We start from the raw sequence: 12,198 nt of genomic DNA, 5'->3' as shown, positions 1-12,198 counted from the left end.
GATAGCGGAGCTATCGGGATGATTCGGCAACGCCGCGAGGTGCCGTGCCAGACGCCGCGAGCCCGGCCATGACCCATCGGACAGGCCCTAGCCCATCTGCTGGGTCTCCGCGGCGTCCGCGGAGGCCCAGCAGATGGGCCTTGGACGTGTCTGTCGGCGGCCGGGCTCACTGCCCGGCCGCATCGGTGGGTGAGACGGCATGAGCAGCGCGCGGCCGGACGCTCCCTCCCGCGCCGGCGCCCCGGGTGAAGGCGCGGGCGAGGGGAGGCCGCGCCCTGCCCCGACGCGCCGCCTGATGTGGAGCCTGCGGCGGTTGCTGTCCGTCGCCGAGGACCCCGACGGCGCGGACGGCATCGTCGAGGCCGCCCCGCCGGTGGCGCTGCGCGAGGTCTTCCGGCGCTTCTGGCCCTACACACGCGGCGGGCGGCGCTGGCTGGTGGTGATCCTGGCCTTCGTCGTGCTGGGACCGGTCGTCGACGCGGCCGAGATCTGGCTGTTCAAGATCGTCATCGATGACATGCTGGTTCCGCGCGATCTGCACCTCCTGCTGCCGATCGCGCTCGCCTACCTGGCGCTGACGTTCCTCGCCGGAGTCCTCGACTTCGCCGACGAGGTGACCTCGACCTGGGTCAGCGAACGGTTCCTGCTGGCCCTGCGGTCCGATCTGTTCCGCCATGTCGAAGGGCTGTCGCTCGGCTTCTTCGAGCGGCGGCGGCTCGGCGATGTGCTCTCCCGCGTCACCGGTGACGTCGACGCGGTCGAGACGTTCCTGCTCTCCGGGATCGTGGACGCGATCGCCCAGGTCATGCGGCTGGCCGTCTTCCTCGGTGTGCTGTTCTACCTCCAGTGGGACCTGACGCTGCTCGCCCTCGTCATCGCGCCGGTGTTCTGGTGCACCGCCCGCCGCTTCGCCCGGCGGGTGAAGGCCGCGTCGCGGGAGCGGCGGCGCCGCAGCGGCTCGATCAGCGCGCTCACCGAAGAGACCCTGGGCAATATCGCGCTCGTGCAGGCGTACAACCGGCAGCCCTGGGAGCACCGGAGGTTCGAGCGCGAGAACCTCGGCAGGTTCCGGGCGGCCATGGCCTCCGCGCGCATCGGTGCGGTGTACTCCACGGTCGTCGACCTCGTCGAACTGGCCGGTGCGCTGCTGGTGATGGGCCTGGGCACCTGGCAACTGGCCCAGGGCCACCTCACCCTGGGCGGTCTGATGGTCTTCCTCACCCTGCTGAGCAGGCTCTACAGCCCCATCCGCGGGATCTCCGGCCTCAGCAACACCTTCTTCTCGGCGTCCGCCGCCGCGGAGCGGATCATCGAACTGCTCGACCAGCGGCCGCAGGTCCTCCAGGCCCCGGCTCCGCGCACGCTCGGCCGCACCCGCGGTGGCGTGGAGTTCGACGACGTCTCCTTCTGCTACCCCGGGTCCACCCGGCCGGCCCTGTCGGGGGTCTCGTTCCGCGTGGCGCCCGGCGAGACGCTGGCACTGGTCGGGGCCAGCGGCGCCGGGAAGACCACCGCCGCCAAACTGCTGCTGCGCTTCTACGACCCGGACCACGGCACCATCCGCCTCGACGGGAACGACCTTCGCGAGCTGCGCCTGGACGAGCTGCGGGACAACGTCGCCATGCTGCTCCAGGAGACCCTGGTCCTCCACGGCACGGTGCGCGACAACATCGCCTACGGCCGGCCCGACGCGAGCGACGCGGAGATCGTCGCGGCCGCCCGCGCCGCGGACGCCCACCGCTTCATCAGCCAACTCCCGCACGGTTACGAGACGTTGGTGGGGCAGCGCGGCCGGCTGCTCTCCGGCGGACAACGACAGCGCCTGGCCATCGCCCGCGCCGTGATCCGCGATGCGCCCGTACTCCTCCTCGACGAGCCGACCACCGGCCTGGACGCGGAGTCCGGCCGGCACGTCCTGCAGCCGCTGCGGCGGTTGATGCGCGGCCGCACCACGATCCTGATCTCCCACAATCTGCTCACCGTCCGCGACGCCACCCAGATCCTGCTGCTCGACGGCGGCCGCATCGCCGACCGCGGCACCCACCAGCAGCTGCTCCGCAGCAGTGCGGCCTACGCACGGCTCTACCGGCTGCACGGGCCCGGCGACCCGGCGCCGGCCGAGGTCGTGCCATGACCCGCGCACCGGCCCCCGAGCCCCCGCCGCTGGCACCCGGAACGATGGTGGCACCGCGCTACGAGGTCCTCGCCCACCTGTGCCGCACCGGCTGGCTGGATCTGTACGACGCCTGGAGCCAGGAGCGGGAGTGCCGCTGCGTGGTGAAGGTGCTGCGCCCGGACCGGCGAGACGAGCGGGGGCTGCGCGAGCGGCTGCTCCAAGAGGGCCGCTGGCTCCAGACGTTCACACATCCGCACCTGGTCCGGGGCTACGAGACGGGCGAGACCCCGCAGCCCTTCGTGGTGCTGGAGACGCTCACCGGGGAGACCCTGGCGCACCTCATCGACCGCCGCCGGCGCCGGCTGGCCGCCGCCGACCTCGCCCTGCTCGGCCTGCAGCTGTGCTCGGCGCTGCACTACCTGCACGGCCACGGCCTGCTGCACCTCGACCTCAAGCCGTCCAACGTCGTGGTCGGCTGCCGGCGCGCGAAGCTGCTCGACCTGAGCGTCGCCCGCCCGCCCGGCCCGGCGCCGCCGGGCATCGGCACCCGCTGCTACCTCGCCCCCGAGCAGGCCCGCGGCGGGCGGCTCACCCCGGCGGCCGACGTCTGGGGACTGGGCGGCACCCTGTACGAGGCCGCCACCGGCGAGGTGCCCTTCGGCGACGGCGACACGGGGGACGGCAGCGGATCGACGACCTGGGACAACGGCAGCGCATCGCAGGACGAGACGGACGCCGGGCGGTACCGGTACCCGCAGCTCTACGGACCGGCTCCCGCCGTCGGCACGCGACGGCGCCTTCCGTGCCCCCTCGGCGCGGCGATCGACCGCTGCCTCGCCCCCGATCCGGCCGCCCGGCCGTCCCTCCACCAGCTCGCGGCGGCATTCGACGGCCTGCCGCCGTCCGACCGGCGCGCGGCCGCGGCCGGCTGAACACCGCGCCCGCGAACGGACGTCCCGTCTCCGCCCACCGCGGGGACGATCATGAACCATTCGCCGGGTCCACTCCGTACCTCAGACAGCTCACAACCGGCGAACTCCAGGAGGTGCCCGATGAACGCTCGTCCGGCCGAGGCGTGGCTGAGGGGGGTCGCCGGGGCCTGCGCGGTCCTCAGCGCCGTGGTCCATCTCCTGCTCGTCCCCGAACACCTGGAGGAAGTGGCGTACATGGGAATACTGTTCCTGGTCGGAAGCGTGGCGTTGCTCGTCGCCGCCGTGGGCCTGGCGCGGCCGCACCCGCTACCGGCGTGGCTGCTGGGCACGGCGGTCAGCGGCGGTATGGTGCTCGGCTTCGCGCTGTCCCGGACCGTCGGGCTGCCGGACTACCAGGAAAAGGGCTGGGATCCGCCCTACGGAGCCCTGTCCATGGTCGCCGAAGTGACCTTCGTCCTCGCCTTCGCCGTGTGGTGCGGTGTGGAGCGGACCCGCACCGCGTCCACCGAGGTCACCCGCCCCGCCGCGTCCGTACACGTTCGGTAGTCCTGCCGTGAACACCGCGGCGCCCCCGGTCCCGCTGCCCGTGTACCGCTGCCCGCCGACCCCCGTCGAGGCACCGGCACCGAGGGAGAATGGGTGCGTGGTCTTCCGTAACCGCCAGGCAATCCCCTGGCCGGGGCGGACCGTAGACAGGGGTATGCAGAGGTTGCAGCTCCCGGTCGGACGCATCCCGGACGAGGCGCTGCTGGCTGGTCTGGCCACGGGCGACCCGGAGCTGGCCGTGACGTTCGTACGGCGCTTCCAGCACACGGTCTTCGGCGTGGCCGTCGCGGTCACCCGCGATGCGCAGCTCGCCGAGGACATCGCCCAGCAGACCTTCGAACGCGCCTGGCGGCATGCGCAGATCTACGACTCCCGCCGTGGATCGGTGACGGCCTGGCTGACGACCATCGCGCACAACCTCGCCATCGACGCCGTCCGGTCGCGCCGGCCGGAGCCGGTGGCTCCCGAGGACCTCGACGCGCTCGTGGGCGCGGTGACCGACACCCCCGAGGACCGGGCGCTCGCCGACGAGGCGTCGTCCGCCCTGCGGGCCGCGGTGGCGCGGCTGCCGGGCGAACAGGCCCGCGCTTTGGTGATGGCGGGCATCTACGGGATGACGGCTCAGCAGGTCGCCGACTGGGAGCACATCCCGCTCGGCACCGCCAAGACCCGGATCAGGGCCGCGATGGCCAAGCTGCGGGCCACGCTCACCTCCCCGGATCCCACCCGACCCCACCCCGCGTCGGCGCATCCCACCCGCCCGCAACCCGGTTCTCCCGAGCGAGGCGGCCATGACTAGGGACCTGAGCTGCGAACAGCTGCACGAGACCGGTGCCGAGCTGGCACTGGGCGTGCTCTCGGGCCGGGAACGGGCCGAGGCGGCCGCCCATCTGGACCGCTGCGCGGACTGCCGGGAGTACATCGAGCAGCTCGCCCTCGTCGGTGACGGACTGCTCGGCCTGCTGCCCCGCAGCGAACCGCCGGCCGGCTTCGAGACCAGGGTGGCGCGGCGGCTGACGCAGGCCCAGGCCGAGCGCGACGGACGCGAGACGGCCCGCGGCCTCGGGCGCCGGCGCGCGGGGTTCCGCCGCGGCGTACGGCTGCGGGTCGCGTCCGCCGCGGCGGTGCTGGCGCTCGGCTTCGGGTTCGGCGGCTGGGCCCTCGGCACGGCCATCGAGAACATGGCGGCCGGTCCCGCGCGCCCCGTCCAGGCCGGGACGCATGTGCTGTGGGCGCAGCTGACCGGAGCCGGTGCGGGGCACCGGCAGCCGGCCGGTGACCTCTACGCCCATCCCGGGGAGCACGGCTGGGTGTTCATGGACGTCGACCTCGCCGACGCGGGGATCCCGTACCACGGCAAGGTCACCTGCCTGCTGGAGCGCACCGACGGCAGCACCGTCAAAGTCGGCACCTTCGACCTGCACGACGGAGACGGCTACTGGGGCGCCCCGGCCTCGGTGGACCCCGGCACGCTCTCCGGTGTCCGGCTGCTCGCGGCCGACGGCAGCGTCCTGGCCACCGCGCACTTCACCGCGCGGTGACGCCTCCGGAGGACCGCGCCACCCGCTCCGGAAGTTCTAATCGGGAAGATCCTCGTCGCGGGCGATATGCACCGCCGCCTCCTCCGCCGACGCCGCGCCGCCGTCGATGCCGACGTCCCGGGCGGAGACGTCATTGCTGCCGCCGCGCCAGAACCCCTCGTCGGCGCCCACGAGCCGCCCGGCCCGCTCCTCGCCGCACTCGGCGTCGACCGGTTCGCCCACTCCGCCCGGCAGATCGCCGATACCGTCGCCGTCGGGCGCGCTCACCTCCGGCACCTCCAGAGCCAGCCGGTGTTCGAGGGAGTCGCCCTCGTGCAGCTCCCGTGCGGTGGTCCCGGCGTGATTGACCACGTACGGCCGTTCGGGGGGCGAGTAGCCGGTGTCCAGCGTCTCGTCGAGCCCCGGTTCGTCGAGGGCGTCCTCCATGTCCAGGTCGTTGGGGTTGTCCTGGGGATCGGTTCGGGGCGGCTGGTAGACCTCGTCGCCCATCGCGTCGTCGGACATGACCGCCCTCCCTCTTCCCCTTCGCTCGCCCCGCCGCGGACTGCGGCAGGTGCCGGTACCACCAATTGTCCGCCTGCCGGCGCCGCCCGGCAGCGCCAAGACGGACCGGCCGGTGTCAGGCGCGCCGGTGCTCGGTGTGCAGCCCGACGGCCTCGGCGATGCTCTGCACATTGCCGAAGCGCTCGTGCGCGGGCAGCCGCTCGGCCATGCCGACCAGCCGGTCCGGCGCGTTGTTGCGCCGCAGCGTCTCGATGATCGTGTTCTTGTCGGCCGGGTAGAGGCTCCGGCCGAGGTGCTGAGCCAGTTCGGAGCGCAGTCCGACGTCCTGCTCGGTCATACCGGTCGGTGTGCCGCCCCGGAAGGCGCTCTCGGGGGACCACGCGGCCAGCGGCTGGTCCTCGCCCGCCGGCTCAAGCTCATGCTCCTCGTCCGTGCGCAGCGAGCGCACCGTGGTGAACTGCCCGCGCAGCTGCTTCTTCATCACGTCGTCCCGTGCGGGTCCGGTCTTGTCCGTTCCGTGTTCCATGACCATCGCTGCCTCCGACTCCTGGGTGTCGTGCCGACCCGACGCGTTTCTCCCAGTTTCCCCGGTCCTTTCGCCCTAACAACCGGAAGGCGCCGAAGGCGCGGTTCAGGCGCACTTTTCCGCCCCGTACACGGAGTACGCACAGCCGGGTACGGAAGGTGACCGGGGCCGTCCGGGAGAGGCATATGCCCGTCATGCATACGCCTTTTCCGGAAGGGGAATTCGTATGGCAGCCGACCGCGTCTCGCCGACGGCAATGCGATACCGACGGCAGCCAACCGCATACCGGGAGAATCCGAGGAATCCGAGGAATCCAAGGAGGCAGCGCCATGCGACTCTCGCTCCTTCGACCGGTCATCGATCGGCCAGGGCCCTGGGCAACCGTTTACGCCGATATCTCGCACGGCACCGAGGACGTCGAGAAACAACAGGAGTTGCTGGCGAGCGCCACCACGGCCCAGCTCTTCGCGCTCGGCGCCGACGAGGCCACCTGCGGGGCCGTGCACGAGGCCCTGGTCGCACCGCGCGACAGCGCACCGGGCGCGCACACCGGCCGGGTGCTCTTCGCCCACGACGGTGTGGTCGTGCTCGACACACCGCTTCCCGGCCCCCCGGCCACCCCCTTCGCCGCCTGGGGGCCGGTACCCCGGGTCACCCCCCTGCTGGCTGCGGTCGGCGACGACCCCGTCTGTCTCGTGGTCCGCCTGGACCGCAACGGAGCGGACCTGGTCGTACTCGGCGAGCGGAGCACCGACGACACCGGCCGGGCCGGCGACACCGAACGCCCCCCGCCCCGTACCGCCCCGGCCGACTGGTCCGAACGGCATCTGCAGACCACGGCGGGGCACACCGAGGAGCGAGGCGCCGGGGAGATCGCCGACGCGGTGCGCGAGGCGTTCGACAGCAGCGGCGCCGAGGTCGTCGTCCTGATCGGCGAGGCGCGCGAGCGGCATCTGGTGCACGACAAGCTGCCCTCCCGGCTGCGCGCCGTCACCTACGAGAGCGAGCACGGCGGGCGCGCGCCCGGGGCCGAGCGCGATCTGGTCGAGCGGGACATCGCCCAGGTCCGGGCCGTCCGCGAGCGCGAGCACGTCGCCCAGGTGACGGACCGCTTCCGCGCCGGGTCCGGTGGCCGGAGCGCCCCGCGGGCCGCGGCCGGCATCCCGGCCCTGGTCGAGGCGGCGCGGGCGCACCGGATCGAAACGCTGCTGGTCAGCCCGCACGGTGCGGATATCGCGCGGCAGGTCTGGGTGGGCGAGGGAGCGGATCAACTGGCCGTACGGGGCGCGGATGTGCAGGCCATGGGGGAGGAGCGCCCGGCGACCGCACGCGCGGACGACGCCCTGGTGCGGTGCGCGGTCGCCGGCGGGGCCGAGATCGTGGTCGTCCGCGACCTCGAACAGGCGCCGGAGGGCGGACTGGGCGCCATCCTGCGCCGGTCGGAGGAGGAACCGCCGGAGTGAGAACCGCACCGGTGCCCGCCCGGCCACGGTGGCCATCGAGCAGGTCGCGACCGCACAAAGGGCCGCCCGCCGACCGGATGTCACCGGTCGGCGGGCGGCCCCTCGTGCGCGTACGGCGTGCCTCAGTCCTGTGCTTCGGCCGCCACCGGCTTCGGGATCAGGAAGGAGGCGGCGATGGCCGCGGCCAGGATGAGCACACCGGCGATCATGCCGGCGGTGTAGCCACCGGGCGACGACGGGTCCGCCGGGGCGGCGGCGGTCTTGACCGCGTAGAGGGCCGCGAAGCTCAACCCCGCACCGAGGTTGAACGCGCCCGCGTTCAGACCGGGCAGGAAGCCCGGGTTGTCGCTGGGGGAGAGCACGATGCCGAGCCCGTTGAGGACGATGTTCGCCACGCCCGCGTAGGCGATGCCCACCAGGATGGAGGTCACCAGCAGCAGGATCTGCGAGTGGCTGTGCATCGTCAGCAGCATCAGCACCACCGTCGCCACCGAGCCGACCAGCCCGAACCGCAGGACGCGGCGGTAGCCGTAGGTGGCCGCGAGACGGCCGGCCAGCGGGCCCATGGCCAGTCCGGCCAGCGCGTACGGCGACAGCGTCCACCACGCGGACTGCTCGGCGCTCATCCCGAGACCGGCCTGGGCGTCCTGGGCGAAGGCGGGAATCAGCCCGTTCATCACGGCGAAGACGCCGGTCATGGTGAGCACGGTGGTCAGCAGGGTGGCCCAGGTGGCGCGCTGCTTGAGATGCCGCGTGGCGACCAGCGGGTGGCCGCTGCGGTTCTCGGTGCGCCAGAACAGGGCGAAGGCGGCCGCGGCCACGACGACCAGTACGGCGATCAGCGTCCAGTCGGCCGCGGCGAGCTTGCCCGCCTCGTTGAGCGCGGTCAGCAGCGAGCCGACCGAGACGACGAGCAGGGCGACGCCGGGCCAGTCCATCCGGCGGGCGCCCGACCCCTGGGCCGCGGGCTTCCCGGCCGCGTCCAGGACGGGTGCCTTGGACTCCGGGGTGAGGGTGGCGACGAGGACGGCGGCGAGGCCCGCCACGACCGCCATCGCCCAGAAGACCGAACCGAAGCCGTGGTGGTCGGCGAGGTAGCCGCCGGCGAGCGAGTCGACACCGGCGATGCCGCCGTTGACCGCGGTGATCACGCCGAGCAGGGTGCCGTACCGCTTCGGCTCCGACACCTCGACCCGCAGCATGATCAGACACAGCGGGACGACCGGACCGCACACGCCCTGGATGACGCGGCCCGCGAACAGCATCGGCACGCTGGTCGCCAGCGCGGCGATCACACAGCCGACGACCATCAGGCCGAGCATGCCGGCCAGTACCCGGCGGCGGCCGATGACATCGCCCAGCCTCGGCAGGAACAGCGAGAACAGCGCCGCCGAGGTGAAGAACGCGGTCTGGGTGAGGCCGATCTCGGCGGAGCTGGCGCCGAGGGTGTCCTCGATGTTCTTCAGCGCGGGGCTGAGCATGCTGGCGTTGAGCTGGAAGGCGAAGCACGCCGCGAGCAGGGCGGTGAGCAGGACGCCGGTGCGGACGCCGGATCCGGTGCCGCCCGCCGGGGCGAGCGGGCCCTGAGTGGTGGAGACGCTCATGCGGTGACGTCGCCGATCCGCTCCAGCGCGTCCACGACGAGGTTCCAGAACCGCTCGTGGTCGAGCTTGACCGCGACCTGGGTGGTGCAGTCGGCCGGCGCGGGCGCACGGAAGTCCGCCACGGTCATGCCGAGGGTCAGCGCGCCCCGCAGTTCGATGTCCACCGGGGCCTTGCGCACCGTCATGACGTCCGGGTCGATGACGTACGCCACCGCGCACGGGTCGTGCACCGGCGGGTGGTCGAAGCCCTGGTTCTCCCGGTAGGCCGCACGGAAGAACTCCAGCAGCTCCAGCACGAAGGTGGCCGGCTTGGTGCCGACCGCGGCGATCTTCTCCTCGACCTCGGGAGTGGCCAGCGCCTGGTGCGTGAGGTCCAGGCCGACCATCGTGACCGGCCACTTCTCGTTGAAGACGATATGGGCGGCCTCGGGGTCGATCTTGATGTTGAACTCGGCGACCGCGCTCCAGTTGCCCTCGTGGTAGCCGCCGCCCATCAGTACGACCTCGCGCACCCGCTCGGCGATCCGCGGCTCCTTGCGCACGGCCATGGCGATGTTGGTCAGGCCCGCGGTCGGCACGAGGGTGATCTCGCCGGGCTCGTGCGCCATCACCGTGTCGATGATCAGGTCCACCGCGTGCCGGCGGTCCAGCTCCATGGCGGGCTCGGGCAGCTCCGGGCCGTCGAGACCGGTCTCGCCGTGGATGTCCGGTGCGGTCTCGATGTCCCGCACGAGCGGACGGGGGCAGCCGGCCGCGAAGGGGACGCCCGTGATCCCGGCTATCCGCGCCACGGACAGGGCGTTGCGGGTCACCTTCTCCAGCGTCTGGTTCCCGACCACGGTCGTCACGGCGACCAGCTCGACGTCGGGGTTTCCATGCGCCAGGAGCATGGCGATCGCATCGTCATGCCCCGGGTCGCAGTCGAGGATGATCTTTCTGGCCAACGGAAGAGCCCCTTTGCTCTGCGGAACGGTGGTGCGGGGGGTGCCGGGTGAAGTCTCTGGGAGCGCCGCAGGGGGCTGCTGCCGCGGGAAAACGTTCTCCGAGAATTTGGCTCATTCCGCCTCCCGATGTCAACGGAATGTGAGCCATCCGACCGGTTTCGCGCGCATTGATCCGCCCTGGTGGCACGGTGTGTGAGCGGTGATAACGTTTGCCGCCCCCATCCGGTACGGTGGCCGCCCTCATGCCGGTAACGGCTCGACGCGAAGGGCGCCCCACCGTGGCCGAAGTCACCTTGAAGGACGTCGCGCTGGCGTCGGGCTGCTCCATCGCCACGGTCTCCCGCGTGCTGGCCGGCACCCGCCCGGTCGGCGCCGAGACCGCCCGCACCGTGCGCGAGGCGGCCGAGCGCCTGGGCTACCGCCCCAACCACGTGGCCAGGGCCCTGCGCAGCCGCTCCACCGGGACCGTCGGACTCGTCCTGCCGCAGATCACCAACCCCTTCTTCCCCACCCTCGTCCGGGAGCTGGAGCACGCCCTGCACGCCGAGGGGCGGGCGGTGCTCCTCGCCGACTGCGACGACGACCCGGAGACCGAGGCGGCCCGGATCGCCGCCCTGCTGAGCCGGCGGGTCGATGCCCTGCTGCTGATACCGGTCGACGAACGGCGCAGCCGGGAGGCGGTGGCCGCCGCGGCCGCCCAGGTCCCGCTGGTGCTGCTGGACCGCGGCTGCGGCCCCGGCGTCGCCGACTCCGTCGCCGTCGACAACGCGGCCGGTATGGCCCTGGTGCTGGAGCATCTGGCCGCCACCGGCCGCCGCCGCCCGTCCTTCATCGGTGCGGCCGGAACCGCGTCGACGGCCGTCGAGCGCCGTGCCGCCTACGAGGCGGGCGCCGCGGCCCTGGACCCGGGGGCGCCCGGGCGCAGTGCGCTCGGCGACTTCTCCGTGGAGTGGGGCCGGGCCGCCGTCGACCGCCTCTGGCCGTCCCGGCCGGACGCCGTGGTCTGCGCCAACGACCTGATCGCGGCCGGTGCGCTGCAACGGCTGCGGCAGCTGGGCGCGGATGTGCCGGGCGAGGTCGCCGTCACCGGCTTCGACGACATCCCGCTCGCCGGTCTCGCGGACCCCGCGCTGACCACCGTCCGCCAGCCGGTCGGTGAACTGGCCGCCGAGGCCGCCCGGTTGCTGGCCCGCCGGCCGGCCGGGGGAGACCCGGGCCCGCGGCATACGGTCCGGCTCGCACCCCGACTCGTCGTCCGCGCCTCCAGCGTGCCGGACCCGCGACCTCTTGACCGTACGCGGTCAGCGAGTAAAGTCTAGACCAATCACCTCACCCTCGCGTTCTTCACCCCCCTCGCGAAAGGGTTGACATGGACAGGAAAAGAAGGCTGGCCCTCGCCATCGGTGCGGGAATCGCCCCGCTGCTCGTCGTCACCTTGCCGGTGAGCCCGGCCAGCGCCCACGGATATGTCTCCTCGCCCCCCAGCCGGCAGGCGCAGTGCGCCGCCGGCACCATCGACTGCGGACCGATCAAATGGGAGCCGCAGAGCGTGGAAGGCCCCAAGGGGCTGACCAGTTGCAGCGGCGGGAACAGCCAGTTCGCCGATCTCGACGACGACTCCAAGGGCTGGCAGGTCACCCCGGTCGGCAGCTCGCAGACCTTCAGCTGGAAATTGACGGCACGTCATTCCACCAGCACCTGGCAGTACTTCGTCGGCGGCAAAAAGGTCGCGGAGTTCAACGACGGCGGCGCCCGGCCGCCCGAGACCGTCACCCACACCGTCAACTTCGGCGGCATCACCGGCAAGCAGAAGATTCTCGCGGTCTGGAACATCGCCGACACCGCGAACGCCTTCTACGCCTGCATCGACGTCAATATCGGCGGCTGAAGAAAGCCCCTCCCCCCTCGGGCGCACCCCTTGACGTCCCCCGACGTCCCCACCACCTCGTCGTCCTGAGCCGGTCCGTGCGGTGAGCGGCAGTCAGCAGGGCGACGAGGGCGGTGGGTACACCCGTTACGATC

At 72.6% G+C, this 12,198-nt stretch carries 12 protein-coding genes; 8 read left to right on the top strand and 4 right to left on the bottom strand.

Annotated elements, in window-relative coordinates; all coding sequences use genetic code 11:
* Positions 1–199: 199 nt before the first annotated feature.
* The 5 genes from ACZ4NB_RS34450 to ACZ4NB_RS34430 all read left to right on the top strand — a co-directional run bounded on the left by ACZ4NB_RS34450 (position 200) and on the right by ACZ4NB_RS34430 (position 5,135).
* On the top strand, positions 200–2,134 hold the full coding sequence (locus ACZ4NB_RS34450) for an ABC transporter ATP-binding protein (protein ID WP_467666978.1): 1,935 nt from the start codon (positions 200–202) through the stop codon (positions 2,132–2,134).
* A complete protein-coding gene (locus tag ACZ4NB_RS34445; RefSeq protein WP_467666977.1) occupies positions 2,131–3,048 on the top strand; it encodes a serine/threonine-protein kinase in 918 nt (305 codons plus the stop codon). The genes ACZ4NB_RS34450 and ACZ4NB_RS34445 overlap by 4 nt, the downstream gene beginning before the upstream one ends.
* A gap of 120 nt (positions 3,049–3,168) precedes the next feature.
* Positions 3,169–3,594: a hypothetical protein gene (locus tag ACZ4NB_RS34440; protein WP_467666976.1), complete on the top strand. Its 426-nt coding sequence runs from the start codon at positions 3,169–3,171 to the stop codon at positions 3,592–3,594.
* A gap of 154 nt (positions 3,595–3,748) precedes the next feature.
* Positions 3,749–4,393 carry an RNA polymerase sigma factor gene (locus tag ACZ4NB_RS34435; protein ID WP_467666975.1) on the top strand — a complete coding sequence of 215 codons (645 nt, stop codon included), beginning with the start codon at positions 3,749–3,751 and terminating at the stop codon, positions 4,391–4,393.
* Positions 4,386–5,135 (top strand): hypothetical protein, encoded by a 750-nt coding sequence (locus ACZ4NB_RS34430; RefSeq protein ID WP_467666974.1) that lies wholly within the window; start codon positions 4,386–4,388, stop codon positions 5,133–5,135. Before ACZ4NB_RS34435 ends, ACZ4NB_RS34430 begins: the two co-directional genes overlap by 8 nt.
* 36 nt (positions 5,136–5,171) lie before the next feature.
* Here the strand turns inward: ACZ4NB_RS34430 and ACZ4NB_RS34425 are convergent, their stop codons facing one another.
* Both ACZ4NB_RS34425 and ACZ4NB_RS34420 read right to left on the bottom strand, forming a co-directional pair.
* On the bottom strand, positions 5,172–5,639 hold the full coding sequence (locus ACZ4NB_RS34425; protein WP_467666973.1) for a DUF5709 domain-containing protein: 468 nt from the start codon (positions 5,637–5,639) through the stop codon (positions 5,172–5,174).
* A gap of 115 nt (positions 5,640–5,754) precedes the next feature.
* Positions 5,755–6,165, bottom strand: a complete 411-nt coding sequence (locus ACZ4NB_RS34420; protein ID WP_467666972.1) for a DUF2795 domain-containing protein — start codon at positions 6,163–6,165, stop codon at positions 5,755–5,757.
* Between the two features lie 329 nt (positions 6,166–6,494).
* Between ACZ4NB_RS34420 and ACZ4NB_RS34415 the strand changes: the two genes are divergently transcribed.
* Positions 6,495–7,628 (top strand): baeRF2 domain-containing protein, encoded by a 1,134-nt coding sequence (locus ACZ4NB_RS34415; protein ID WP_467666971.1) that lies wholly within the window; start codon positions 6,495–6,497, stop codon positions 7,626–7,628.
* A 122-nt stretch (positions 7,629–7,750) separates the two neighbouring features.
* Here the strand turns inward: ACZ4NB_RS34415 and uriT are convergent, their stop codons facing one another.
* Entirely contained in the window at positions 7,751–9,232 is a 1,482-nt protein-coding gene (gene uriT / locus ACZ4NB_RS34410; protein WP_467666970.1) for a uridine transporter UriT, read from the bottom strand.
* Positions 9,229–10,176, bottom strand: a complete 948-nt coding sequence (uriH, locus tag ACZ4NB_RS34405) for a uridine-preferring nucleoside hydrolase UriH (RefSeq protein ID WP_467666969.1) — start codon at positions 10,174–10,176, stop codon at positions 9,229–9,231. Before uriH ends, uriT begins: the two co-directional genes overlap by 4 nt.
* Before the next feature lie 278 nt (positions 10,177–10,454).
* On the opposite strand from uriH, the gene ACZ4NB_RS34400 reads away from it, so the two are divergent.
* Complete coding sequence (locus ACZ4NB_RS34400) at positions 10,455–11,495, top strand: LacI family DNA-binding transcriptional regulator (RefSeq protein ID WP_467666968.1); 1,041 nt, start codon at positions 10,455–10,457, stop codon at positions 11,493–11,495.
* 50 nt (positions 11,496–11,545) lie between these two features.
* Positions 11,546–12,064, top strand: coding sequence for a lytic polysaccharide monooxygenase auxiliary activity family 9 protein (locus ACZ4NB_RS34395; protein WP_467666967.1), 519 nt, complete (start codon positions 11,546–11,548; stop codon positions 12,062–12,064).
* Positions 12,065–12,198: the final 134 nt, after the last annotated feature.

It is taken from the genome of Streptomyces sp. NPDC026575 (genome assembly GCF_055567415.1).
Note: the sequence above shows the minus strand (reverse complement) of the source record. Positions and strands in the feature narration are given on the sequence as shown.